Origin of the sequence: Corallococcus sp. AB049A (assembly GCF_003668885.1) — a bacterium.
Lineage (GTDB): Bacteria > Myxococcota > Myxococcia > Myxococcales > Myxococcaceae > Corallococcus > Corallococcus interemptor.
Map to the genome: position 1 here is coordinate 1 of NZ_RAWL01000689.1, position 2,583 is coordinate 2,583.

The window sequence follows — 2,583 nt, forward strand, 5'->3', positions numbered from 1 at the left end:
ACCCGGGGCTGGGGCTATTCAAATCCCTTGCCAGGGTTTCGCGGGGCTTTCCGGGAGCAGCCGGGCAGGCGGCCGGGGCGGGGGGCTTGCGCGTCCGGAAACGAAATTGACGGGAAGGGGTGGGTCGCGGAGATTGGCCCCGCCAGCCCCTCCCCGACGAGCGCCCATTGCATCAATTCCCCAAAGATATCGGGTGGATAGAGGTCATCTGCGGTTCGATGTTCTCCGGCAAGACGGAGGAGTTGATCCGCCGCGTCAAGCGCGCGCTGTACGGCCGGCAGAAGGTGCGCGTGTTCAAGCCGCGCATCGACACCCGCTATGACGACACGCAGGTGGTCAGCCACAGCCAGTTGAAATTGACGTCCCTGCCTATCGAAAGGGCTGAAGAAATTTTCCGGCACCTGGCCCCCGACACGCAGGTGGTGGGCATCGACGAGGTTCAATTCCTGGGCGGAGAAGTGGTGCAGGTGTGCGAGGCGCTCGCCCAGAAGGGCCTGCGCGTCATCTGCGCGGGCCTGGATCAGGACTACCAGGGGCGCCCCTTCGAACCGATGCCGCAGCTGATGGCGGTGGCGGAGTACGTGACGAAGGAGCTGGCCATCTGCGCGGTGTGCGGGAACCCGGCCAACCGTTCGCAGCGCATCATTGGCAGCGGGGAGCGGGTGGTGGTGGGCGCGGCGGGGGCCTACGAGCCGCGCTGCCGCAAGTGTCACGTGGCGGAACCCGCGGAGGCGAGCCCTCCGCAGACGCTGAAGCTGTTCGACTGAAAAAGCAGAAGCCGCCCCAGGCCTGAGCGGGAGCCCCTTGCGATGCGCGACACCCTCTACGCGAACGTGCCCTTCAAGCTGAACGAGATGGCCCACCACTACGGGCCCAACGTTCACCTGGTGGGCAATCCGTTTCTCCTCTCACAGCTGGCCACGCTGTGCGCCAAGGGCACGCTGCAGCCGCAGATCAACCGGCTGGTGGAGCAGCTCTACGCGGACCTGGTGAAGACGGTCATCAACGCGGAGTTCCCGCGCAAGATGGTCACCATTCCCACGCGCATGATCGACTCGACGCCGCTGGGCATCTACCAGGGCGAGGTGGTGGATCCGCAGCTGCGCGTGGTGACGGTGAACATCGCGCGGGCGGGCACGCTGCCGTCGCAGGTGACGTATGACCTGCTCAACTTCACGGTGGATCCGTCCCTGGTGCGCCAGGACCACATCATCATGAGCCGGATGATCGACGCGGCCCAGGCGGTGGTGGGCTCGGAGATTGGCGGCGCGAAGATTGGCGGGGACGTGGACGACGCGTTCGTGCTGTTCCCGGACCCCATGGGGGCCACGGGCGGCAGCCTGTCCACGGCCATCACCCTGTACAAGACGAAGGTGCCCGGGCACGCCCGGCGCATCATCACGCTCAACCTCATCGTCACGCCGGAGTACCTGCGCCGGATGACGACGGAGCACCCGGACGTCATCATCTACGCGCTCCGGTTGGACCGAGGCCTGTCCCCACCGGAGGTGTTCGGCACCGCGCCGGGGCTGCTCTGGGACAAGGAGCGGGGCCTGGATGACCGGCAGTACATCGTCCCCGGCGGCGGCGGCTTCGGGGAGATCATGAACAACGCCTACGTGTAGAGGGAGCACCCGGTGACGACGTTCCACGAGAAGGATGTCGGCGTCCTCATCTCCGAGGAGGCCGTGCAGGCGCGCGTGAAGGAGCTGGGCGCGCAGATTACCCGCGACTACCAGGGCAAGGAGCTGACGCTCGTCTGCGTGCTCAAGGGCTCCGTGTTCTTCGCCATCGACCTGGCGCGGGCCATCGACCTGCCGCTGACGCTCGAGTTCCTGGGCGTGTCCAGCTACCACGGCGGCACGGAGTCCACGGGCGAGGTGCGCATCACCACGGACGTGTCCAAGCCGATGGCGGGCAAGCACCTGCTCATCATCGAGGACATCATCGACACGGGGCTCACCATGAGCTTCCTGCTGGAGAACCTCCAGGCGCGCCACCCGGCGTCCGTGAAGATCTGCTCGCTCCTGGAGAAGCCCGCGCGGGCCAAGACGAAGGTCCACATCGACTACAAGGGCTTCGTCATCGAGGACAAGTTCGTCGTCGGGTACGGCCTGGACTACGGCGAGAAGTACCGGAACGTGCCGTTCATCGGCATCTGGAAGCACACTTAAAGAAACGCCTGATGGGCCCGGGTGCCCCTCCCTCCGGGGTGGGGGCCTCGGGACTTCCGCATGCACAGCCTCCCCTGGGACCTGGAGGAGGCTTGAACATGCGCGACGGAAACACAAAGGCCAGCCGGACGGCGGCCGCGGGCGGCGAGGCGATCCAGAAGTACCTGGCGGAGGCCGTCGGCACGTTCGTGCTGGTGCTCGGCGGGGTGGGGGCGGCGGTGCTGGCGGGCGACCGCATCGGCTTCCTGGGCGTGGCCTTCGCGTTCGGGCTGTCGCTCCTGGCCATGGTCTACACGGTGGGCCCCATCTCCGGCTGCCACGTGAACCCGGCCGTGACGGTGGGCCTGCTGATGGCGGGCAAGTTCGACAAGCGGCATCTGGCTGGCTACGTCGTCGCGCAGTGCGTGGG

At 66.9% G+C, this 2,583-nt stretch carries 4 protein-coding genes; all 4 read left to right on the forward strand.

Annotated elements, in window-relative coordinates; all coding sequences use genetic code 11:
* The first annotated feature begins 167 nt into the window (after positions 1 to 167).
* Positions 168 to 767: a thymidine kinase gene (locus D7X55_RS38280; protein WP_120552983.1), complete on the forward strand. Its 600-nt coding sequence runs from the start codon at positions 168 to 170 to the stop codon at positions 765 to 767.
* 42 nt (positions 768 to 809) lie between these two features.
* Positions 810 to 1,625 (forward strand): uracil phosphoribosyltransferase, encoded by an 816-nt coding sequence (locus D7X55_RS38285; RefSeq protein ID WP_120552984.1) that lies wholly within the window; start codon positions 810 to 812, stop codon positions 1,623 to 1,625.
* A 12-nt stretch (positions 1,626 to 1,637) separates the two neighbouring features.
* Positions 1,638 to 2,174: a hypoxanthine phosphoribosyltransferase gene (hpt, locus tag D7X55_RS38290; RefSeq protein WP_120552985.1), complete on the forward strand. Its 537-nt coding sequence runs from the start codon at positions 1,638 to 1,640 to the stop codon at positions 2,172 to 2,174.
* A gap of 98 nt (positions 2,175 to 2,272) precedes the next feature.
* Positions 2,273 to 2,583 (forward strand): aquaporin (locus D7X55_RS38295; RefSeq protein WP_199747326.1); only part of this gene is annotated, 311 nt, incomplete at its 3' end.